This window comes from Achromobacter sp. 1011811831 (genome assembly GCF_059760905.1).
The window spans coordinates 1-22,275 of sequence record NZ_JCBANG010000015.1; the positions used below are offsets into that span (position 1 = coordinate 1).

The window sequence follows — 22,275 nt, forward strand, 5'->3', positions numbered from 1 at the left end:
CGCTCAATCCAGCCCCACGAACCCACCCGTCTGGTGGCTCCACAGCCGTGCATACAGCCCGCCCCGGGCCACCAGCTCGGCATGCGTGCCGACCTCGACGATGCGGCCCTGGTCCAGCACCACCAGCCGGTCCATGCGGGCGATGGTGGACAGCCGGTGCGCGATGGCGATCACGGTCTTGCCCTGCATCAGCGTCTCCAGGCTTTCCTGGATGGCGGATTCGACTTCCGAGTCCAGCGCCGAGGTGGCTTCGTCCAGGATCAGGATGGGAGCGTCCTTGAGCAGCACGCGGGCGATGGCGATGCGCTGGCGCTGGCCGCCGGACAGTTTGACGCCGCGTTCGCCGACGTGCGCGTCCAGGCCGCGGCGGCCTTCGCCGTCGACCAGGCCGGCGATGAAGTCGCCGGCCCGCGCGCGCCGCACCGCGTCCTGCAGCTGTTGCTCGGACGCGTCGGGGCGGCCATAGAGCAGGTTGTCGCGGATGGAACGGTGCAGCAGCGAGGTGTCCTGCGTGACCACGCCGATCTGCGAGCGCAGGCTTTCCTGGGTGACGCCGGCGATGTCCTGGCCGTCGATCAGGATGCGTCCGCCCTGCAGGTCGTACAGGCGCAGCAGCACGTTGACCAGCGTGGACTTGCCGGCGCCGGACGGGCCGATCAGGCCGATCTTCTCGCCGGCGCGCACCGTCAGGTCCAGATGCGGAATGACCTCGCGGGCGCCGCCATAGTGGAAGGACACGTCGTCGAAACGCACCTCGCCGCGCGCGATCGCCAGCGGGCGGGCAGCCGGCGCGTCGAGCACCTGCTTGGGCTGCGAGATGGTGCTCAGCGCATCCTGCACGATGCCGACGTTCTCGAAGATGCCGCTGACTTCCCACATGATCCAGGCCGACATGTTGTTGATGCGGATCACCAGGCCCAGCGCCAGCGTGATCGCGCCCAGCGTGATGCTGTCCTGGCTCCACAGCCACAGCGCCAGGCCGGCGGTGCCGACGATCAGCACGCCGTTCAGCGTGTTGATGGACACGTCCATCGCGGTGATGACGCGGGTCGACAGCTGCTGCTTTTCCGTCTGTTCGGCCAGCGCCTGGCGTGCGTAGTTCTCTTCCTGCCGGGCATGGGCGAAGAGCTTGAGCGTGCCGATGTTGGTATAGCCGTCGACGATGCGGCCCATGAGCTTGGAGCGCGCTTCCGACGCGGTCACGGCGCGCGCCTGCATGCGGGGCACGAAATAGCCCAGCATGCAGCAGTAGCCGACGATCCATAGCACCAGCGGGATCACCAGCCGCCAGTCGGCCTCGGCGAACAGGTACAGCGCGCTGACCACGTACAGGATGACGTGCCACAGCGCGTCCACCGACTGCACGGCGGAATCGCGCAGCGCGCTGCCGGCCTGCATGACGCGGTTGGCGACGCGGCCGGCGAAGTCGTTGTGGAAGAACGCCAGCCCCTGGCCCAGCACGTAGCGGTGGTTCTGCCAGCGCACCAGCGTGGTCAGGCTGGGCGCGATGGTCTGGTGGGTCAGCAGGTCGTGCGCGGCGATCGCCAGCGGGCGCAGCACCATCACCACCACCGCCATCCACAGCAGCAGGCCGGCGTGGCGCTGGAAGAACTCGGCGGGCGGCGTGTCGCGCGCCAGGTCGACGATGTCGGCCAGGAAGCTGAACAGCGCCACCTCGACCAGCGCGCCCGCCAGTCCCACCACCAGCAGCACGGCGAAGATCGGCCAGACCTGCAGCAGGTAGTAGGCGTAGAAGCGCAGCACGCGGCCGGGCGGGGTGATGTCCGGGGCGTCCTTGAACGGGTCTATCAGGCTTTCGAAACGACGGAAGATGGATTTGCTCTGGACGCCGGGCATGGATGATCCGTAGGGGCGCCTGGCCGGCCTTGTGGGCGCGGCGGGCGCGGACGGCCGTGGCGCGGCTGCGCGGACGGCAGACGCCTAGCGTAGCAAATGTTTGTGGAGACGCCGTTGAATGGGGGCCTCTACCTCGCCCGGCGGGTGCCGCCGGCGCGCCGGCTGGCTTTATCGGAAACGATGTTGTCCTCGGCCATGCGCCGGCCGCGTTGCTCGATGCGCGCCAGGAAGCCGCGCAGCTGCTCGACCTCGGTCGCGCTCAGGTCCTGCACCAGCATGTCGTTCAGGCGCGCGACCTCGGGCAGCAGCGCCAGGTAGCGTTCCTGCCCGCGCTCGGTGGCCTCGACCCTGACCACGCGCCGGTCGGCGCTGTCCTGCAGCCGGCGCAGCCAGCCCTTCTCGCACAGCGTGCCCAGCGTGCGCGACGTGCGCGCCAGATCCAGCTTGGCCGCCGCCGCCAGCTCGGCCGAGGTCATGATGCCGCCTTCCACCGCGCAGGCCAGCAACCGCCACTCGCGCCGTGTGATGCCGTAGCGGCCTTCGCACAGGCGCACGAACACCGGGTTGGATTGCGACCAGGCCTGGTAGAGACGGTACATCAGCATATCGGACAGGCTGGCCTGGCCGGGGGCTGGGGGCGTTGCCATGGCGTCTCCCGCGGGCCGAGCTGTTGCCCGTCGCGCATGCATATCGTTATGGAAAGTACTGGATTAGATCAACAAAGCGTCGCGTTGCTAAATTCATTTTGCCCATTTGGGCATGCGCCGGGCATAGGGAATAGCCCCCGGAGCAACCACGGGGAATGGCCCCGGCATCCGGCCAACCGGCCGGGGAGCGCCAGGGCCGCAGCGAACCAGGAGATAGCGATGCGCAACAGATTGAGCGGCTGGGCGACGGGCCTGGCCTTGGCGGCCAGCGTGGCGGCCTGTCCCGCCGTACAGGCCCAGCCGCCGCTGGACGGCGCGCTGACCATCGTGGTGGGCTATCCGCCCGGCGGCAGTTCCGACCGCGTTGCGCGGCTGGTGGCGGACCGGCTCAAGGAGCGCATCGGTGCGCCGGTGGTGGTCGAGAACAAGACCGGGGCTGGCGGCCGCATCGCCGCCCAGGGCCTGCATGCGGCCGGGGCGGCGCAGAACGTGCTGATGCTGGCCAATCCGGCCGTCATGGTGGTGGCGCCGCTGGTCTACGACAAGCCTGGCTACGACGCGCAACGCGATTTCAAGCCGGTGTCGCTGGTGAGCCGCTACAAGTTCGCGCTGGCGGTGGCGGCGGATTCCAAGGTGCGCGACGTGGCCGGCCTGCGCCAGGTCCTGCGCGACGATCCCCGGCTGTTCTCGGTGGGCGTGCCCGCCACCGGCAGCCTGCCGCATTTCTTCGCGCTGATGCTGGGCCGCGCCATCAGCCAGGAGCCCGAGATCGTCGGCTACCGGGGATCGGCGCCGCTGATCTCCGAGCTGATCGGCGGCGTCCTGCCGCAGGCCATCGACACGCTGGACACGCTGCTGCCGCAGCACCGCGCCGGCAAGATCCGCATCCTGGCGACGTCGGGCCAGACGCGCGATCCCGACCTGCCAGACGTGCCGACCTTCCGCGAGACCGGCGTGGACCTGGCCGCCGACGGCTGGAACGCCTTCTTCGCGCCGGCCGCCATGCCGGCGGACAAGGCCGAGCGGCTGGGCCGCGACATCGCCGCCGTGCTGGATGAGCCGGCCCTGCGCGAGGCCGTGCGCGCCGCCTACCTGGAACCGGTGTCGGCCGACGCCGCCCGCAGCGCCGAGGCGCTGGACGCCTACCGCAAGCAGTGGGAGCCGGTGGTGCGCGCGTCCGGCTTCACGGCCACGCAATAAGGACGGAGGCAGACATGGGCGCCGTCCAGAATGTGCTGTTCATCATGGCCGACCAGCTGCGGGCCGACCACCTGGGCTGCTACGGCCATCCCTACCTGGAGACGCCCAGCCTGGACGGGCTGGCGGCGCGCGGCGCGCGCTTCACGCGCGCCTTCGTCAACTCCGGGGTGTGCGGCCCGTCGCGCATGAGCTATTACACCGGCCGCTATCCATCGCGCCACGGCGCGACCTGGAACCGCGTGCCGCTCTCGGTCAACGAGATCACGCTGGGCGAGTATCTGGCCGGCCAGGGCCGCGACCTGGCGCTGGCCGGCAAGACCCACGTGATACCGGACAAGGCGGGCATGGAGCGGCTTTCCCTCGACGGCGCGTCCGAACTGGGCATCCTGTTGAACCGGGGCGGCTTCGTCGAGCTGGACCGCTACGACGGCCACCATGAACCCGGGGCCGAGAGCGGCTATCCGGCCTTCCTGCGGCGTCACGGCTACGACAGCGCCGATCCCTGGAGCGACTACGTCATCGCCGGCGTGGACGCGTCCGGGCAGGTGGTCAGCGGCTGGAACATGCGCAATGTGCATCTGCCCTCGCGCGTGGCCGAGGCGCATTCCGAGACCGCCTACATGACGGACCAGGCGCTGGACTTCATGAAGCGGCGCGGCGGCCAGCCCTGGGTGCTGCATCTGAGCTATGTGAAGCCGCACTGGCCCTACATGGCGCCGGATCCCTACCATCGGCGCTACCGCGCGGACCAGTGCCTGCCCGTGCGCCGCAGCCTTGCCGAGCTGGAGAATGCGCATCCGGTGGTGACCGCCTACCGGCAGCACGAGGAAAGCGTCAGCTTTTCCAGCGACGATTGCGTGCGCGTGGTGCGTCCGGCCTACCAGGGCCTGATCCGGCAGCTGGACGACCATCTGGGACGCCTGTTCGACTACATGGAAGGCGCGGGCCTGATGAAGAACACGCTGATCGTGTTCACCGCCGACCACGGTGATTTCCTGGGCGACCATTGGCTGGGCGAGAAGGAACTGTTCTACGACACCGTGCAGCGCGTGCCCTTCATCGTCATGGATCCGTCCGGCGAGGCCGACGCCACGCGCGGCCAGGCGCTGGACCACATGGTCGAAAGCGTGGACCTGGTGCCCACCGTGCTGCGCGCGCTGGACGCGCCCCGGCCGGCGCACCGGCTGGAGGGGCGCGAACTGCAGGACGTGTTGCATGGCCTGCCTGCCGGCCAGCCCTGGCGCGACTGCGTGTATTCGGAGCTGGACTACAGTTTCCGCCAGGCTCGATTGCTGCGCGGCAAGACGCCGCGCAATGCCCGCGCCTGGTCGGTGCGCACTGACCGGTGGCGCTATGTGTACTGGCTGGACGAGCCCGAGCAGCTGTACGACCTGCAGGCCGATCCCGACGAGTTCCAGGACCTGGGGACCAGCGCCGCGCACGCCGAGGTGCGCGCGGCCTTGCGCCAGCGCCTGCTGGAGTGGATGCTGCGCGGCCGCACCCGCACCACGATGAGCGACGAGGCGGTGGAGCGAGCCACCAACGCGCACAAGCGCGCGGGCGTCTATTTCGGGCAGTGGTAGGCGGCGCGCCGTCGCGGCCGCGCCAAATCGAAGCGGGCCGGCGTCGCCGGCCCGCCGCGACGCGGGATCAGGCCTGGGCGGATGCCTTGGCCTTGGCCTGCGCCTGGGCTTCCGGCTTGAGTTCGCGCCGCAGGATCTTGCCCACGTTGGTGCGCGGCAGGTCCTCGCGGAACTCCACGTAGCGCGGCACCTTGTAGCCGGTGAGCTGGGTGCGGCAATGGGCGATCAGCGTCTCGGCGTCCAGGTTCGGATCCTTGCGGATGACGTAGAGCTTGACCGCCTCGCCGGAGCGTTCGTCCGGCACGCCGACCGCCGCCACCTCGCGCACGCCGGGGTGCAGCGCGGCCGCGTCCTCGACTTCGTTCGGATAGACGTTGAAGCCGGACACCAGGATCATGTCCTTCTTGCGGTCCACCAGGAACACATAGCCGGCTTCGTCCACGTAGCCGATATCGCCGGTGCGCAGGAAGCCGTCCGCGTACAGCACCAGCGCGGTCTCGTCCGGGCGCTTCCAGTAGCCGCGCGTGACCTGGGGGCCGCGCACGCAGATCTCGCCGCGTTCGCCGATGGGCAGTTCGCGGCCCTCGTCGTCGCGGATGGAGATGTCGGTGGACGGCACCGGCAGGCCGATGGAGCCGGTGAATTCCTTCACGTCCAGCGGGTTGATGGTCACGGCGGGCGAGGTCTCGGTCAGGCCATAGGCCTGGGCCAGCGAGCGGCCGGTGACGGCGCGCCAGCGGTCAGCCACCGAACGCTGCACCGCCATGCCGCCGCCCAGCGTCAGGCGCAGGCGCGAGAAATCCAGCTTGGCGAAATCGGGGTTGTTCAGCAGCGCGTTGAACAGCGTGTTGACCCCGGTGAAGGCGCTGACCGGCGCCTTGGACATTTCCTTGATCAGCCCCGGAATGTCGCGCGGATTGACGATGAGCAGGTTGCTGGCGCCGATCTTCATGAACGTCAGGCAGTTCGCCGTCAGCGCGAAGATGTGATACAGCGGCAGCGCCGTCACGATGAGTTCTTCGCCGTCCCGGACCAGCGGCCTGACCCAGGCGTGCGCCTGGCTGACGTTGGCCATCAGGTTGCTGTGCGACAGCATGGCCGCCTTGGCCACGCCGGTGGTGCCGCCCGTGTATTGCAGGCAGGCCAGGTCGTTCTGGTTCAGCTCGACCTCGGTGAAGGGCAGGGCGCGGCCGGCGCGCAGCGCCTGGCCCAGCCGCTGCGCGCCGGGAATCGACCAGGCCGGCACCATGCGCTTGACGCGCTTGACCACCAGGTCGACCAGCCGGCCCTTGAGCGGGCCCAGCAGTTCGCCGATGGAGGTGACCAGCACGCGCTCGATGGCGGTCTTGGGCAGGGCCTGCTGCAACGTGGCCGCGAAGTTGTCCGCCACCACGATGGCGCGCGCGCCCGAGTCGGCCAGCTGGTGCTCAAGCTCGTGCGCGGTGTAGAGCGGATTGCAGTTGACCACCACGCAGCCGGCGCGCCAGGCGCCGAACAGGCAGACAGGATATTGCAGCAGGTTGGGCATCATCAGCGCGATGCGGTCGCCCTTGCCCAGCCCGTTGGCGTGCAGCCAGGCGGCGAAGTCGCGCGTCAGCGCGTCCAGCTCGGCGTAGCTGATCGACTTGCCCATGCTGATGTACGAGGTCTTGCCGGCATATTGCCGGCAGCTGTCCCGCACCACCGTCACCATCGTCGACACGCCGTCGAGCTGGATGTCGGCGGGCACGCCTGGGGGGTAGCTCTTTTGCCAGATTCGTTCCATATCGTTGGGGATTCCGCCTAGTTGCCCAGCAGGGCCTTCTTCAGAGAGGACTGCGACGGGTTTTCGCCCAGCCATACACGCAGCAGGGCACGGGCGAAGGCGGGATCGTCGATGCGTCCGCGCGCCTTGCCGTTGTCGCTGACCGACACGCCCTTGGCGTCGAAGTCCAGGTCGATCACGTCGCCTTCCTTGGCCGAGCCCACGCTGGCCATCAGGGCCGAGAGGCGTTGGGCCGGTTCCTTCAGCGCTTCCAGCTCCTGCTTGGGCGTATTGTCGCGCAATCCGTCCTGCAGCGCCCCGTCCAGGCTCTTGCTGTCGACGTCGCGCAGCATGTGCAGCCGCATGCGGCGGGGTTCCGCGCTATTGACCAGCGCGGCGGCGTCGCTGGTCTTGGCGGTCGCGTACAGCGCGGCCACGTAGACCTTCACGACGAACTTGGTGCGCACGCCGGCGCCGTTGAGCACCAGCGCGCGGCCGCCCTCGGACAGCTGGTCCGGGACGCGCAGGCCGCCGACTTCGACGTCGGCCGCCAGGGCCGGGGCGCCCGCCAGCGCGGCGGCCAGGATCAGGCTCAGGGCGGCGATTCGCCCTCCGGGGATGCGATGCATGTGTCACCTCCTTGGGTCTTCTGCTTGTAGAACTTCTTGTTTGCGATATAGATCGTTCGTTCCACGACGGCGTAGACAACGCCGTCCTTGTCCTGCAGTTCCACCGTGTACGTCCGGGTGGTTTCATGCTCGCGCGCCAGGATTTCGCGGATTTCCGCGATTTCCCCGGCAGGCAGGCGGAAATCCACGTACAGGGTGGTGAAGGCGGGCTTGCGGTAGCGGATGGACGCCGCCTTGTCCCACACGATGTGATCCGAGCCGAGCGCGGCCATCAGCATCGTGGGGTGGGCGCCGTCGGTCACCGCGAACAGCGAGCCGCCGTACATCGAGCCAACGATATTGCGGGTGCGCCGCAACAGCGGCAGCTTGATCCGGATGTGATGAAAATCCGGAGATACGTGCAGCACCCGCCCGCCGGTGGCGCGGAACGCCGGATGCAGGTTGAATCCCACCCGCATCAGCCGCGCGCGCCATTCGGGGGACAGGCGCTTGAACCAATAAGGCTTCACTGGATACCCGCCGTCCTACAGCGCCTCGAACAGGCCCGCCGCGCCCATGCCGGTGCCGATGCACATCGTCACCAGCCCGTGCTTGCCGCCGGTGCGGCGCAGGCCGTGGACCAGCGTGGCCGTGCGGATCGCGCCGGTGGCGCCCAGCGGGTGGCCCAGGGCGATGGCGCCGCCCAGCGGGTTGACCTTGGTCGGGTCCAGCTTGAGTTCGCGCATCACCGCCAGCGACTGCGCGGCGAAGGCTTCGTTCAGTTCGATCCAGTCCAGCGCATCCTGCGCGATGCCGCCGCGCTCCAGCACCTTCGGGATCGCGGCCACCGGCCCGATGCCCATGACCTCGGGCGGCACGCCGGCCACGGCGAAGCTGACGAAGCGCGCCAGCGGTTGCAGGTTGAATTCGCGCAGGATGCGGTCGGACACCAGGATCACGGCGGCCGCGCCGTCGGACATCTGCGAGCTGTTGCCGGCCGTGACGCTGCCGCGCGCGGCGAATACCGGGCGCAGCTTGGCCAGCGATTCGGCGCTGCTGTCGGGGCGCGGGCCTTCGTCCGTCTCGACCAGCCGGCGCGCCACGCGCACCGCGCCGTTGGCGTCGGGCAGGTGCGACACCACCTCGAAGGGCGTGGTCTCGGCCTTGAAATGGCCGGCCGCGATGGCGGCGCAGGCCTTCTGGTGCGAGGCCAGCGCGAAGGCGTCCTGGTCCTCGCGCGACACCTTCCAGCGCTCGGCGACCTTCTCGCCGGTCAGGCCCATGCCGAAGGCCATGCCCAGGTTTTCTTCGTGCGCGAAGATGGCCGGGTTCATCGACACCTTGTTGCCCATGATTTGCGGCATGGCGCTCATGGACTCGGTGCCCGCGCCGATCATGATGTCGGCCTCGCCGGTGCGGATGCGGGCGGCGGCGTCGGCCACCGCCTGCAGGCCGGAGGCGCAGAAACGGTTGACGGTGACGCCCGCCACGCTCTGCGGCAGCCCGGCCAGCAGCAGCCCGATGCGCGCGACGTTCATGCCCAGTTCGGCCTCGGGCATGGCGCAGCCCGCGATCACGTCCTCGATGCGCGCGGGATCCAGCCCCGGCGCCTGCGCCAGCGCCCCATTCAGCGCCGCCGCCAGCATGTCGTCCGGCCGCGTGGTCGCATACGCGCCATTGCGCTTGCCCACCGGCAGCCGCGTCGCGGCAACGATATACGCGTCTTGAATTTGCTTGCTCATCTCATATCCTCAAATATCCATGGACCCAAACTCTCCCAACCCACAACGGCGCCCCACGATCGGGGCCGCGCGGATCCGGCTCCGCCGGTCCGCAGCCGGCGCCCCCTTGAGGGGGAAGCGCCAAAGGCGCTTCGGGGGTGGACCCCATCAATTCCGCAGAGGCTTGCCGGTTTCCAATGTGTGGCGGATGCGGGCCTGGGTCTCTTGCGTGCGCAGCAGCGCCACGAACTCCTTGCGCTCCACGGTCAGCAGCCATTCCTCGTCCACGCGCGTGCCGGTCTCGATCTCGCCGCCGCACAGCGCCACGGCGGCGCTGCGCGCCACGCGGTAGTCGTGCGCGCTGATCATGCCGCCCTCGCGCATGTTGACCAGCATCATCTCGAAGTTGGCGATGCCGTTGCGGCCGGCGACGGGCACGCTCTGCAGCCTGGCCGGCGGCACGTAGCCGGCCTGGGCGGCGGCGCGGGCCTGGCCGATGGCCACGAACAGCAGCTCGTCCGGATGGAACAGCACGATGTCCTGCTCGCGGGCGAAGCCGGTTTCGATGGCCTCGCGCGCGCTCTTGGCGACCTGCGCGGTGGCGATGGTCTGGAAGATCGGCTGCAGGAACGGGAAGACCTCGCCCGGCGTGGCGGTCTTGGCCGCCAGCGCGGCCGCGCGGCCGGCGAATTCCTTGCTGCCGCCGCCGGCCGGGATCAGGCCCACGCCGGCCTCGACCAGGCCGACGTAGCTTTCCAGCGCCAGCACGCGGTGCGAGGCATGCATCAGGAACTCGCAGCCGCCGCCCAGCGCCATGCCCTGCACGGCGGCGACGGTGGGGATCTGCGCGTACTTGAAGGCCTGCGAGGCGCGCTGGAATTTCTCGACCGTGGCTTCCAGCATGTCCCACTGGCCGGCGGCGCAGGCTTCGACCACCTGCTGCAGGTTGGCGCCCACGGCGAAGGGCGCCGGATGCCAGATGACCAGGCCGTCGAACTCGCGCTCGGCGCGGGCCACGGCCTGCAGGATGCCTTCCAGCACCTCGGCGCCCAGCGTGTGGTTCTTGGAGATGACCGACAGGATGGCCACGCCCGGATCCACCTCGGGCAGGTTCCACAGGCGCACGCCTTCGTTCTCCCAGACGGTGACGCCGCGATTGTCGGGCGCTTCGCCGAACACGCGCTCGGGATAGATCTGGCGGCGGTACACCGGCAGGGCCGAGCGCGCATGCAGCTTGCCGCTGCGCGCCGAATACGAACCCTCGGGCGCGTGCACGCCCTGGCGGGCGGGCTCCAGCGCCCAGGCGGGCAGCGGGCTGTCGCTCATGGCGCGGCCGGCGGCGATGTCCTCGGCCACGGCCTGGGCGATCTGTTGCCAGCCGGCGGCCTGCCAGGTCTCGAACGGGCCCTGGGCCCAGCCGAAGCCCCAGCGCATGGCCAGGTCCAGGTCGCGCGCATTGTCGGCCACGTTGGCCAGCTGCGCGGCGCTGTAGTGGAAGATGTCGCGGAACAGGCTCCACAGGAACTGGGCCTGCGGATGGCTGCTGGCGCGCAGCGCGGCGAAGCGCCTGGCCGGATCGCGTTCCTTGAGGATCGCGGCCACCTCGTCGGCCAGCTTGCCGGCGCCGGGGCGGTAGTCTTGGGTTTTCAGGTCCAGCACCTGGATCTCGCGGCCGGCCTTGCGATAGACGCCGGCGCCGCTCTTCTGGCCCAGCGCGCCCTTGGAAATCAGCGCGGCCAGCCACTCGGGCTGCTTGAAATAGCGGTGCCAGGGATCGTCGGCCAGGTTCTTGTCCATGGTGCCGATCACGTGCGCCAGCGTATCCAGGCCGACCACGTCGGCGGTGCGATAGGTGGCGCTCTTGGGACGGCCGATCTTCGGGCCGGTCAGCGCGTCGACTTCGTCGAAGCCCAGGCCCAGGCGGGCGGTGTGGTGCATGGCCGCCAGGATCGAGAACACGCCGATCCGGTTGGCGACGAAATTGGGGGTGTCCAGCGCGCGGATCACGCCCTTGCCCAGCGTCGACGTGAGCCAGGTTTCGAGCTGGTCCAGCACGCGCGGCTCGGTGTGCGAGGTGGCGATGATCTCTACCAGCCGCATGTAGCGCGGCGGGTTGAAGAAATGGATGCCGCAGAAGCGGTGGCGCAGCTGCTCGGGCAGGGCGTGGCCCAGCGCGTCGATCGACAGGCCGGACGTGTTCGAGGCGATGATGGCGCCGGGCGCCACGTGCGGCGCGATGCGCTCGTACAGCGCGGTCTTCCAGTCCATGCGCTCGGCGATGGCCTCGATGATCAGGTCGCAGCCCTGCAGCCGTTCGATATGGTCGTCATAGTTGGCGGGCTGGATCAGGGCCAGGCGCGCGGCGCCGGCCAGCGGCGCGGGTTCGAGCTTCTTCAGGCCGGCCAGCGCCTTCTTGACGATGCCGTTGCGGTCGCCTTCTTTGGCGGCGAGATCGAACAGCGTGACGGGCACGCCGGCGTTGGCCAGGTGGGCGGCGATCTGCGCGCCCATGACGCCGGCACCCAGCACGGCGACGTGTTTAACGACGAACTTGCTCAAGGAAGTCTCCAAAAAATGCCCAAGGCTGTGCGCCTTGTTGCGCTTGCCGTCCCCGCGCAAGAAGGGACATGTTGCTCCGGTCCTTCACGAAACGGGCGCCACCCGCCGCGCATACAACGGGTGGCCCCTATCTCTGTCCAAACCGCGCGGAGCCGGCTTTGCCGGTCCGGTCCGCGGCGGCGCCCTTGATGGAGAGCGCGTGGCGCTCCAGGGTGGGCAGCCCTTAGAAGCGCGACGAGACCTGCAGGCCGAAGATGTGGCCGCTGCTGTCGTAGCTGCCCGCCACGCGGCCCTTGGCCAGGGCGTTGCCGGAGTTCGTGTCGATGTACGTCTTGCGCAGGTACAGGTAGGTGTAGCCCACGTCCAGCGTCGTGTTCTTGGTGGCCTGCCACTGCACGCCGGTCGAGAACCAGTAGCGGTCGTTGTCCGGCAGCGAGGTGGGGCGGTCGGCTTCCTTGTGGACCGGCGACTGGTCATAGGCCAGGCCGAACTTCCACTTCCAGTCGGGCGCGAACTTGTAGTTCGCGCCGACGGCCAGACGCCACGTGTCGCGGAAGTTCAGCGGCAGCTCGTCATCCTTGGCGCCGGTGCCCGAGTTGCGGATCTTCAGCGCGGGGATGCTGCTCCAGCCGGTCCAGGAGATGTCGCCCAGCAGTTCCCAGCGCTCGTTCAGCTGGTGCGTGGCGCTCAGGATCAGCGTGTCCGGCAGGTCCACGTTGGCCTTGGCGTCGAACGACACGGATTGCCGGGTCGGCCCGATGTTGTCGATGTCGGTGTCGCCCTTGGCCGTCTGGCGGATCTTGGAGCGGTACGACAGGCCGATGCGGGTGTCCTCGGTGGGTTGCAGCATGAAGCCCACGTTCCAGCCCCAGGCGTCGCCCTTCATGTCGAGGTCGGCGTCGCCGTTGGTGAAGACCGGACGGCCAGGCATCGGCACCTGCACCACGGTCTTCTTCTTGTAGTTCGCGTCGATGCGCTGCCAGTTCAGGCCGAAGCCCATCGAGAACTTGTCGTTGACCTTGTAGGCCACCGAGGGATTCACGTTGATGGTCTTGATGTCGAACTTGTTGGAGTGGTATTGGCCGGCCCAGCCCTCGTCGTACTTGGTCATCAGGCCGAACGGCGCGCCGATGCCCAGGCCGATGAACCACTTTTCATTGAGTTGCAGCGAGGCATACATGTTCGGCACCACGCCCAGCTTGCCGGCGTCGCCGCCGTTGCCGCCGGTGGGACGTGCGCCGCTCAGTCCAGAGCCGGGTATGCCGGGCACGCCGGGATTGCGGCTGTCGCCGTTGTCCGAGAACTTGAACGAGGGCTTGATCAGGTTGACCCCGCCCGAGAAGTTGAAGCCCGGCAGGTATGTCATGCCGGCCGGGTTGTAGTAGATGATGCTGGCGTTTTCCGGATTTGCCGCCGAGCCCGCGTACGCGTTGCCCAGGCCGCTGGCGTTCTGCTCCAGGAGCTGGAAGCCGGCGGAGTGGGCGACGGTGGACGCGCCCAGGCCGGCCACGATGACCGACAGGGTGCTCAGGGACAATGAACGTCTGCTCATGGTACTGCCTCCTCGTGTTGGATAGGTGTCGTTATGGCACTGCCGGGCTCGGCGGCCCGGTCTATCGGCGTGAGCCGTATTTCTTCTACCGCGCTACGTATTGGTCCTGCCTTGGTAATGCAAGGGACCGCCCGTGAAGGGGGCGAATCCCGTTCCGAAAATCACGCCGGCGTCGGCCAGGTCGGCGTCGGCGACGATGCCCTGGTCGACGCGCTGCCGGGTCGCGTCGATCAGTGGCTGGATCAGGCCGGCCGCGAGGCCGGCGGGGGCGGCGGAGGCCCCGGGTTTGTCCTTGACGGGCTTGCCGTCGCGCCAGGCATAGAAGCCCTGGCCGGTCTTGCGGCCCAGCTGGCCGCGCGACAGCCGTTCCGCCAGGCAGCGCGGCGGCTCCTGGCCGCCGGCCAGTTCCTCGCCGGCGGCGCGGGCGATGTCCAGGCCCACGGTGTCGGCCAGTTCCAGCGGTCCCATCGGCATGCCGAAGGCCACCAGGGCCGCGTCGATCGCGGCCGGCGCGACGCCCGCGTCCACGCTGCGCATGGCCTGCAGCATGTAGGGCGCCAGCACCGCGTTGACCAGGAAGCCGGGCGCGCTCTTGACCGGCAGGGCGAGCTTGTCGATCTGGCCGACGAAGGCGCTGGCGCGCGCCAGCGCATCGGCCGCCGTGCCGTCGGCGTGCACCACTTCCACCAGCGGCATCTTGGCCACGGGATTGAAGAAGTGGATGCCGACCAGACGCTCGGGCCGCGCCAGTCCCGCGCGCAACGTTTCCAGAGACAGGCTGGACGTATTGGTGGCCAGCACCGCATCGGGCTTCATGCGCGGTTCCAGCGCGCGGTACAGCGCGAGCTTGGCCTCGGGCTGTTCGCTGATGGCCTCGATCACGATGTCGGCCAGCGCCGCGCCGGTGCCGGCGGGATCGGGGATCAGGCGGTCCATGGCGGCGCGGGCCGCGCGCGGATCCTTCAGGCGGCGCGCGTACAGCGTCGCGGCGCGCTTGATGGCGGGCGCGATGCGGGCCATGTCCTGGTCCTGCAGCGTGACGGTCAGGCCCTTGTAGGCGCACCAGGCGGCGATGTCGCCGCCCATGACGCCGGCGCCGACCACGTGGATCCGTTGCGCCGGGGCGGCGCCGGGCTGCCGGCCGTTGGCCTTGAGCCGCTCCTGCAGGCGGAACACGCGCAGCAGGTTGCGGGCGGTGTCGGACGCGATGATGCCGTCGATCAGCGAGGGCGCGCGCTGGGCGTCGCCGTCATGCCGTTCCCACAGCGTCACGATGGCCGGCGCGGCGGGATAGTGGTCCAGGGGATCCTTGGCCGCGATCTGCTTGCGCGCGCGGTTGGCGACAATGGCCTTGAGCGGCCAGCGGTTGGTCCAGGCGGCCAGGCCGCGCGCCTGGCGCGCCGGCTTGCCGGACAGCACCGTGGCGCGCGCGGCGGCTTCCAGCAGGCGCGGCGGCACGCGCGCGTCGGCCAGGCCCAGCGCGGCGGCGCGGCGCGCGTCGGCGCCTCGGCCGGTGAGCATCATGTCCAGCGCAGCCGGCGCGCCGATCAGGCGCGGCAGCCGCAGCATGCCGCCCCAGCCGGGAAAGATGCCCAGCATGACCTCGGGCAACGCCAGCGACACGCCGGGCTGGTCCGCCACGAGGCGATAGCGGCAGGCCAGCGCCAGTTCCAGGCCGCCTCCCAGGCAGTGACCCTGGATCAAGGCCAGCGTGGGATAGCGCACGGCGGCCAGACGGTTGAACAGGTTCCAGCCGCGCGCCACCAGCGCGCGGCCCTGGTCGGGCGTGTCCAGGCTGGCGAATTCATTGACGTCGGCGCCCACGATGAAACCGGTCGGCTTGCCCGAGCGGATCACCAGGCCCTTGGGCGGGTCCTTGTCCAGCGCGTCCAGCACCAGGGCGAGTTCCGCCATGGTGTCGGCCGACAGGGCATTGACCGCGCTGGCTGCGCGGTCGAAGGTCAGCCAGGCCAGGCCGTCGGGGTCGCGCGCCAGGCGCCAGTGCGAGAGGGTATCCAGTGCGCTCATCGGGCGGTCTCCGTGATACGCGTCGAGGCGGTGTTGCGGCTCATGCGCGCTCCTCCAGGGTTTCGACCAGCATGGCGCCGCCTTGGCCGCCGCCAATGCAGATGGCGGCCATGCCGCGCCGCGCGCGGCGGCGCTTGAGCGCGTCCAGCAGGTGCAGCACGATGCGGGCGCCGGACGCGCCGACGGGATGGCCGATGGCGATGGCGCCGCCGTCGATGTTCAGGCGATCGGTGTCGAGCTGGCCCCAGGCCGGCGTGCCGAAGTGCTCCTGGCAATAGGCCTCGTCGCGCCATGCGGCCAGGCAGCCTAGCACCTGGGCGGCAAAGGCCTCGTTGATCTCCCACAAGTCCAGGTCATTCAGGCCCAGGCCGTGGCGTTGCAGGATGGGCGTGGCGGCATGCACCGGACCCAGGCCCATCTGCGCCGGATCCAGGCCGGCCCACTGGCTGTCGACGATGCGGCCCAGCGGACGCAGGTTCCAGCGCCGCACGGCCTCTTCCGAGGCCAGCACCAGCATGGCCGCGCCGTCGGTGACCTGCGAGCTGTTGCCGGCGGTGATGTTGCCCCAGGGCTTGTCGAACACGGGCTTGAGCTTGGCCAGCTTTTCCGGGGTGGAGTCGGCGCGCACGCCGTCGTCCTCGGGATAGAGCGTGCCCTTGGCGTCGATGATCGGCACGATCTCGGCCAGGGCGCCGGCGGCGCGCGCCGCCAGCGCGCGCTGGTGGCTGCCGGCCGAGTAGGCGTCCATGGCGGCGCGGTCGATGCCGAAGCGGGTGGCGACGTTTTCGGCCGTCTGGCCCATCGACAGTCCGACCACGGGATCGGTCAGGCCTTTCAGCAGGCCGATGACGGGCGCCAGGTTGCGCAGCTTGAAGCGGCGTAGCGCGGACAGCTTGGCGCCCAGGCCGCGCGCGGCGTACCAGCCGGACAGCCAGCGCACCATGTCGTCCGAGAACAGCAGCGGCGCGCGCGACAGCGCGTCCACGCCGCCGGCCACCACCAGCTGCGAACGGCCCGACTGGATGTTGGCGATGGCCGAGTCCAGCGCCTGCATGCCCGAGGCGCAGTTGCGCATCACGGTCCAGCCCGGCACGCGGTTGCCGCAGCCCAGGCGCAGCGCGATCACGCGGCCGATGTTGACTTCGTCGGGCGAGGGCGCGGCGCAGCCGATGATGACCTCGTCCACGTCGGTGGGCGAGAAGGGCTGGCGCAGCAGCAGCGCGCGCCCGGCCTGCACGGCAAGGTCGCCCGCCGAAAACGGGCCGGGACCCGTGCGCGCCTTCAGGAAAGGCGTGCGGGACCCGTCCACGACATATACCGGTTTGAATGCCATCCGTGCGTCCTCGGTGCTCATGCGGCCCGGCGCTCGGCGGCGGGACGGATCGCGCCCGCGCCAAGATCGAAGGGGAAATCGTCCACCTTGACCACGGTGTCGCGCAAGGTGTTTCTGCGCTTGACCACGGCGTATTCCTCGTCGGTCAGGCCGCCGGCCGCATAGGCGGCGTCGGCGATGTCGCGCACGTTGGCCTGCGGATTGCCGTCCAGCGCGCCGCGCTTTTCCAGCTCGCGGATCTTGGCCTCGATGGGTTCGGCCTCCAGCGTGGCGGCCAGCGCCAGCTCGATGGCGCCCACCGGCTCGTCGGCGGTGGCGGGCAGGTGGCAGCCGGCGGTCAGGCGGTCGCGGGCGGCGCCCGGGTTGATCAGCAGCTTGGCGACTTGCTGGCCCAGTTCGTCCGAGGGCAGCGATTGTGGATGGCCCCAGGGGAAGACGATGCGGCGCAGGCCCCAGGCGACGAAGCGGTTCGGGTAGTTTTCCAGCACGCCGTCGAAGGCTTCTTGCAGGCGGAACAGCGCGTCCTGGATCGACCAGTGCGCCAGCGGGGCGTCGGCGGCCTGGCGGCCTTCGTCCTGGTAGCGCTTGAGCGTGGCGCTGATCAGGTACATCTGCGACAGGATGTCGCCCAGGCGGGCGGACAGGCGCTCGCGGCGCTTCAGGCTGCCGCCCAGCACCAGCATGGAGGTGTCGGCCAGCAGCGCGAAGGCAGCGCTGTAGCGGCTGAGCTGCTGGTAGTAGCGCTTCATCTCGGGCGCGACGTCGGCGTTCACGCCGACCAGGCGGGCGCCGGTCAGCGAGGTGCCCAGCGCGCGCAGCTTGTTCTTCACGACGAAGCCCACGTGGCCCCAGAAGGCGCGGTCGAAGTCATGCAGCCCTTGCTGGCGGTCGGACGATTGCGCGGCCTGCATCTCGGCCAGCACGTAGGGATGGCAGCGGATCGCGCCCTGGCCGAAGATGATCAGGCTGCGGGTCAGGATGTTGGCGCCTTCCACGGTGATGCCGATGGGGATCTGCTGGTAGGCGCGGCCCAGGAAGTTGGACGGTCCCAGGCAGATGCCCTTGCCGCCGATCACATCCATGCCGTCGTTGACGACCTGGCGCGCGCGCTCGGTGACGTGGTATTTGACGATGGCGGAGACGACCGAGGGCTTTTCGCCCAGGTCCACCGCGCCGGCGGTCATGCTGCGCGCGGCGTCCATCATGTAGGTGTGGCCGCCGATGCGCGCCAGCGCTTCCTCGACGCCCTCGAACTTGCCCACCGGGGTGCGGAACTGGCTGCGCACGCGGGCATAGGCGCCCACGGCGCGGGCGGTCAGCTTGGACATGCCGGTGTTGGAGGACGGCAGCGAGATTGAGCGGCCGGCCGCCAGGCATTCCATCAGCATGCGCCAGCCCTGGCCGGCCATGGCGGGACCGCCGATGATGAAGTCCAGCGGCATGAACACATCCTGGCCGCGCGTCGGGCCGTTCATGAACATGGCGTTCAGCGGGAAGTGGCGGCGGCCCGTGTCCACGCCGGGGTGGTCGTGCGGCACCAGCGCGCAGGTGATGCCCAGGTCCTTCTCGTCGCCCAGCAGGCCGTCCGGATCATAGAGGCGGAACGCCAGGCCGAGCAGGGTGCAGACCGGCGCCAGCGTGATGTAGCGCTTGTCCCAGGTGACGCGCATGCCGACGACTTCGCGGCCCTGCCATTCGCCCTTGCAGACGATGCCGCTGTCGGGAATGGCGGCGGCGTCCGAGCCGGCCCAGGGGCTGGTCAGCGCGAAGGCCGGCACTTCCTCGCCGCGCGCCAGGCGCGGCAGGTAGTGGTTCTTCTGCGCATCGGTGCCGTAGTGCAGCAGCAGCTCGGCCGGGCCCAGCGAGTTCGGCACCATGACCGACACGGCCAGCGCCGACGAGCGGGTCGACAGCTTGGTCACGATCTCGGAATGCGCATAGGCGGAAAAGCCCAGGCCGCCGTAGGACTTGGGAATGATCATGCCCAGGAAGCCCTGGCTCTTCAGGTAGTTCCAGACATCGGCGGGCAGGTCGAAGCGTTCCTGCGTGACCTCCCAGTCATTGACCATGCGGCAGGCTTCTTCGGCCTGGTTGTCCAGGAAGCGCTGCTCATCGTCGGACAGGCACGGGCGCGGATAGGCGTGCAGGCGGCTCCAGTCGGGACGGCCGCGGAACAGCTCGCCCTCCCACCATACGGTGCCGGCCTCGAGCGCGTCGCGCTCGGTGTCAGACATCTGCGGCAGCACCTTGCGGTACATGTTGAAGATCGGGGCCGACAGCACGGCTCGCCGCAAGGGACGCAGCCCCAGCAGGACCACGGCCAGAAGCGCCAAGACGAGCAGCGCAAGAAGGATCGGGTGCATTTTCTTGTCTCCTATCGCAATGTTCGGCCCGTTGCCGGGGGCCTAACAGGATGGCCGCTGCGGCAGCGGCGCGCGCAAACCCCCGAGCAGGAAGCTCATCAGGCGCGGCAGCAGCAGTTCGGGATTGTTGGGTTGTTCGGCTTCGTCGATGACCCAGCCGGTGACCGAGCGCAGCAGGTCCGTGCCGATGATGGCGTAGGACGTCGCGCCCAGCATGAATTGAAAGCGCCACATGATTTCGGCGCGCGGCACGTCCGGCAGCGCCGCGAACAGCGCGTTGCGGTAGCGGTCCAGCACGTCCGCGTACTCCTCCGCGAACAGCGCGCGGATGAAGTCCGTGGGGTCGGTCATGGTGCGTTCGAGCAGCGGCAGGAAAGTGCTGCCTGCCTGCTCCGGGTCCGCGGCCAGGCGCAGCAGCGTGCCGAAGAAGGCGTCAACGATTTGCGAGGGCTTGAGCGGCTTGCCCTCGGCTTGCGCTTCGAGCTCGTCCAGCAGGCGCATGCGCTCGCTGTTGAGCACAGCCAGGCGGCGCTTGAGCACCGCCTGCACCAGCGACTCCTTGAAGCCGAAGTGGTAATTCACGGACGCGAGATTCACGCCGGCCGCGCCAGTGATCTGGCGCATCGACGTGCCGTCATGACCCTGCTGGGCGAACAACGCCTCGGCAGTGTCCAGGATGGATTCCCGGGTTGAGGAGGATCTGAGTTCTTGCATGAGGTTGAATTCAAACGTTCGTTTAAATTTAGTATGCGACAGATTTTCGGCCAGAGCGAGTCCCTGCAATCCCGAATAGGGTTTACCCCAGGGGGATGGGATGAGACGGGTGGATGCCGTCCGGCGCGAACCTTGCGCGGCGCGCTGCCACGTCCGGATGGATGAGCGCCGCTAGCGAAATTGGCCGAGGCGGGCGCGGCGGAAGGGCGCGCCATGCGCCATTTGGCTTCGTGCGGCGGTCCTAGGCTGAAAGCTCGCTGGAAGATGCCTGCGAAACGTTTCAGTATCCGCAGGAAGGCTGTGTAGCCATGCCCCATGGTTGCGCCGCCAGCCCGCCGGCTGGCGGCGGCTGGCCCTTGCCCCGACACAGGAGCTGGAACGATGAAGACCTACAGAGTGGGACTGCTGGTCGACGGATACGAGCAGCCCGGCTGGATGCATGAACTGGTCGAATGGCTGGCGCACAGCCAGGACTTCCAGATCGCTGCCCTGCTGGTGGTCGGCCGCGCGGGCGTGGAAACGAAGGCGCGTTTCGGCGCCAGGGCTTTCTTCGGCGCGCTGTCCCGTTTCGAGTCCCGGCTGCTGGGAGCCAAGCCGCGCGCGCAGCTGGCCTGCCGCGACCTGCGCGAACACCTGCCCGGTCCCGACACGGAGATCGTCGAGATGACGGCGGGCAGCGGCGCGGAGCGGCTGGCGCCGCCGGGTCTGGACCTGGTGATCGTGCTGGGCGCGCCGCCGGTGCCGCGCGAGCGGATCGCGGGCTGGGCGCGGCAGGGCGCATGGCAGTTGAGCTATTCCGACGTTGCCGTTGCCAGCGGCAGTTATGCGGGATTCTGGGAGGTTTATCAACGGGCGGATCACACCACGGTCAAGCTGTGGCGCCTGGGCGCGAGCGAGTATGACGACGAACTGCTGGACCAGCGCAGTTTCAACACCGAGATCTTTTGGCTGAAGAATCGGGCGCGCGCATTCTGCCTGGGCAACTTCATGGTCCGCGACGCGCTGCAGGCGCTGGCGCGCGCGCGCCGCACGCCGCCGGCAGGCATGCAGATCATGAGCGGGGAGCGGCGCCGGGATCCGGCGGCGTGGGACGGAGCGGCGTATGTCGCGCGCCAGGCCTGGTTAATGGCTGATTTTATTGTGCGGCGCATCATGAAACGCAACGTACGCTGGCGCATAGGCCTGTTTCCGTCGGGCCGCCAGCAGGCGGTGATATCCGAAGCGATTGTGTTGCAGCCACCCAAGGGCAGGTTTTTCGCCGATCCCTTCGTATATACCCACGATAAGAAACCCTATATATTTTTCGAGGACTACGATTTCTCCTCGCGCAAAGGGACGATCTCTGTCGCGACCTACTCCGACGGGGCTTTCCGCCTTCTGGGGACAGCGCTGAACCTGCCATACCATTTGTCGTTTCCGTATATATTTGAATATGATGGCGTCACCTACATGGTGCCGGAAACTTGCGGAAATCGCAGCATAGAATTATGGAAATGCACGGATTTTCCATTGAAGTGGGAGCTTCAATATAATCTCATGAGTAATGTCTCTGCTGTCGATACAATAATATTCAAACACGGGGAATACTGGTGGCTATTGACCAATATCGACAGGACGGACGGGCAGAGCCATTGCGATGAGCTGTTCGCATTCTTCGCGGATTCGCCGCTCTCCACCAACTGGCAGCCGCATGCCTGCAACCCCATCGTGCGCAACCCGATGCGGGCGCGCAACGCCGGAATCGTTGTCTCTCCTGGCGGAGACGTCATCCGCTGCGCGCAGTACCAAGGCTTCTGCCACTACGGCAAGGGCGTGTCGCTCAACCGGATCGAGCAGCTGTCGCCATACTCCTACGTCGAGGATGATGGCGAAATACACTACGCCAGTTTTCTGAGACGGCGTCATGCTTCGATGCACCATTGGCACCATCAGGGCGGTCACACGGTATTCGACTTCGCCTATATGGAGTAAATGACCGGGTGCCTGAAAAAATAAAAATGTTACCTATATTGCGATTAATCGGCCCATCTCCCGGGGCGTTGTGTCCGGCGCAACATATCGATAATTCTTGCCACGCCAGCGTCGCGCCGCTGCAGGCACCAAGATGGTGCCGTGCTCATCCCTCAAAGCTCGCCAGCCGCCGCATTCCAGGCTGTCATTAGGCTTTCTCCGCCTATGGGAAGGCCTTTTTCCCTCTATGAAACTCCGCGTAAACCCTAGCGTCGAAATGGATGAGAACGTGTTTTCATCCTTATTTATGAGGGCGATTAAGGCTAACGATTGATTTCTGTTTTTATCGGATTATATCGCCCTGAAACGTCTTGATTTTGCAAATCCCGAACCATAAGATGGACTCATGCCATCCG

The 22,275-nt window shown here is 68.4% G+C and carries 15 protein-coding genes; 3 read left to right on the plus strand and 12 right to left on the minus strand.

Features of this window, described 5'->3' with window-relative positions:
- Positions 1–3: 3 nt before the first annotated feature.
- Both AC6LJ9_RS08315 and AC6LJ9_RS08320 read right to left on the minus strand, forming a co-directional pair.
- The gene (locus AC6LJ9_RS08315) at positions 4–1,857 is read right to left on the minus strand and encodes an ABC transporter ATP-binding protein (RefSeq protein ID WP_212313480.1); all 1,854 of its coding nucleotides are present in this window, start codon (positions 1,855–1,857) and stop codon (positions 4–6) included.
- A 128-nt stretch (positions 1,858–1,985) separates the two neighbouring features.
- Positions 1,986–2,504 carry a MarR family winged helix-turn-helix transcriptional regulator gene (locus tag AC6LJ9_RS08320; RefSeq protein ID WP_498147188.1) on the minus strand — a complete coding sequence of 173 codons (519 nt, stop codon included), beginning with the start codon at positions 2,502–2,504 and terminating at the stop codon, positions 1,986–1,988.
- Between the two features lie 219 nt (positions 2,505–2,723).
- Here AC6LJ9_RS08320 and AC6LJ9_RS08325 point away from each other — a divergent pair, with 219 nt between their 5' ends.
- Together AC6LJ9_RS08325 and AC6LJ9_RS08330 are read left to right on the plus strand one after the other, a co-directional pair.
- The gene (locus AC6LJ9_RS08325) at positions 2,724–3,704 is read left to right on the plus strand and encodes a tripartite tricarboxylate transporter substrate-binding protein (RefSeq protein WP_498147189.1); all 981 of its coding nucleotides are present in this window, start codon (positions 2,724–2,726) and stop codon (positions 3,702–3,704) included.
- 14 nt (positions 3,705–3,718) lie between these two features.
- On the plus strand, positions 3,719–5,287 hold the full coding sequence (locus AC6LJ9_RS08330; protein ID WP_498147190.1) for a sulfatase-like hydrolase/transferase: 1,569 nt from the start codon (positions 3,719–3,721) through the stop codon (positions 5,285–5,287).
- A gap of 67 nt (positions 5,288–5,354) precedes the next feature.
- On the opposite strand, the gene AC6LJ9_RS08335 is transcribed toward AC6LJ9_RS08330, so the two are convergent.
- The 10 genes from AC6LJ9_RS08335 to AC6LJ9_RS08380 form a co-directional block, all read right to left on the minus strand.
- Positions 5,355–7,052: an AMP-binding protein gene (locus tag AC6LJ9_RS08335; RefSeq protein ID WP_498147191.1), complete on the minus strand. Its 1,698-nt coding sequence runs from the start codon at positions 7,050–7,052 to the stop codon at positions 5,355–5,357.
- A 17-nt stretch (positions 7,053–7,069) separates the two neighbouring features.
- Positions 7,070–7,660 (minus strand): chalcone isomerase family protein, encoded by a 591-nt coding sequence (locus tag AC6LJ9_RS08340; RefSeq protein WP_212313485.1) that lies wholly within the window; start codon positions 7,658–7,660, stop codon positions 7,070–7,072.
- Positions 7,624–8,169 carry a DUF4442 domain-containing protein gene (locus tag AC6LJ9_RS08345; protein WP_498147192.1) on the minus strand — a complete coding sequence of 182 codons (546 nt, stop codon included), beginning with the start codon at positions 8,167–8,169 and terminating at the stop codon, positions 7,624–7,626. The genes AC6LJ9_RS08340 and AC6LJ9_RS08345 overlap by 37 nt, the downstream gene beginning before the upstream one ends.
- Before the next feature lie 15 nt (positions 8,170–8,184).
- Positions 8,185–9,381, minus strand: coding sequence for an acetyl-CoA C-acyltransferase (locus AC6LJ9_RS08350; protein ID WP_498147193.1), 1,197 nt, complete (start codon positions 9,379–9,381; stop codon positions 8,185–8,187).
- Positions 9,382–9,528: 147 nt separating this feature from the next.
- Positions 9,529–11,919: a 3-hydroxyacyl-CoA dehydrogenase/enoyl-CoA hydratase family protein gene (locus AC6LJ9_RS08355; protein WP_498147194.1), complete on the minus strand. Its 2,391-nt coding sequence runs from the start codon at positions 11,917–11,919 to the stop codon at positions 9,529–9,531.
- A gap of 223 nt (positions 11,920–12,142) precedes the next feature.
- Positions 12,143–13,471 carry an OmpP1/FadL family transporter gene (locus AC6LJ9_RS08360; RefSeq protein ID WP_498147195.1) on the minus strand — a complete coding sequence of 443 codons (1,329 nt, stop codon included), beginning with the start codon at positions 13,469–13,471 and terminating at the stop codon, positions 12,143–12,145.
- A 93-nt stretch (positions 13,472–13,564) separates the two neighbouring features.
- A complete protein-coding gene (locus AC6LJ9_RS08365) occupies positions 13,565–15,499 on the minus strand; it encodes a 3-hydroxyacyl-CoA dehydrogenase NAD-binding domain-containing protein (protein WP_498147196.1) in 1,935 nt (644 codons plus the stop codon).
- A gap of 40 nt (positions 15,500–15,539) precedes the next feature.
- A complete protein-coding gene (locus tag AC6LJ9_RS08370) occupies positions 15,540–16,832 on the minus strand; it encodes an acetyl-CoA C-acetyltransferase (RefSeq protein WP_498147197.1) in 1,293 nt (430 codons plus the stop codon).
- A 17-nt stretch (positions 16,833–16,849) separates the two neighbouring features.
- Positions 16,850–19,195, minus strand: coding sequence for an acyl-CoA dehydrogenase (locus tag AC6LJ9_RS08375; RefSeq protein ID WP_498147198.1), 2,346 nt, complete (start codon positions 19,193–19,195; stop codon positions 16,850–16,852).
- A 42-nt stretch (positions 19,196–19,237) separates the two neighbouring features.
- Positions 19,238–19,909 (minus strand): TetR/AcrR family transcriptional regulator, encoded by a 672-nt coding sequence (locus AC6LJ9_RS08380; protein WP_498147199.1) that lies wholly within the window; start codon positions 19,907–19,909, stop codon positions 19,238–19,240.
- Positions 19,910–20,290: 381 nt separating this feature from the next.
- On the opposite strand from AC6LJ9_RS08380, the gene AC6LJ9_RS08385 reads away from it, so the two are divergent.
- Entirely contained in the window at positions 20,291–21,880 is a 1,590-nt protein-coding gene (locus AC6LJ9_RS08385) for a glucosamine inositolphosphorylceramide transferase family protein (protein WP_498147200.1), read from the plus strand.
- The last annotated feature ends 395 nt before the right edge of the window (positions 21,881–22,275 follow it).